Below are 637 nucleotides of genomic sequence, written 5' to 3'. Positions count from 1 at the left end.
TTGTGCGCCGCCAACTGAAGTTACGTCGATAGTATCAACCGTAACGTTTTTCTTGTCGTCGCCTAGGCCTAGTTCACCAGACAGACCGCCAGAGAATGACACTTCGCCTTCTACTTTGTTGTTACCAGCAAAGATTTGCAGTTTGCCATCTTGGTCTACTGACGCTTTCACTAGGTCTGTTTGACCGTTGATGTACGTTGCTAGCTCTTCGATGTCATCGCCCGCTTTCGCGTTGATGTTGATTTCTTGCTCTTGACCAAAGCTGTCAGTTAGGCTGATTTTTAGGTCGTTTTTGCCTTGTGCAACGTTCCAGTCTTTGCCTTTACCGCTTTCAGCTTGGTAGCTCACACCGCCCATCATTTTGTTGTCTGAGCGCATGTCTTTAAGCTCAAGCATTACTGCTTCACCGTTATCAGCACCGATTTGGAACGATTTCGCACCATGTGTGCCGTTTAGTAGCTTGTTACCACCAAAAGATGTGGTTTCTGCGATACGGTTTAGTTCGTCGTTTAGTGCTGTCACTTCTTCTTGAATCGCAACGCGCTCTGCTTTCGAGTTTGAGCCGTTTGCTGATTGTAGAGACAGGTCACGCATACGTTGTAGGATGTTGGTGGTCTCGTTCATTGCACCTTCAGCA

General features: G+C 47.3%; 1 protein-coding gene. It reads right to left on the bottom strand.

The genetic code is table 11. The features are described 5' to 3' along the window. Positions 1–637: flagellin hook IN motif-containing protein (locus tag R7Q09_RS26430; protein ID WP_318143977.1), on the bottom strand; the 637-nt coding region annotated here is incomplete at both ends.

Source organism: Vibrio sp. 2130-1 (genome assembly GCF_033339515.1).
Note: the sequence above shows the minus strand (reverse complement) of the source record. Positions and strands in the feature narration are given on the sequence as shown.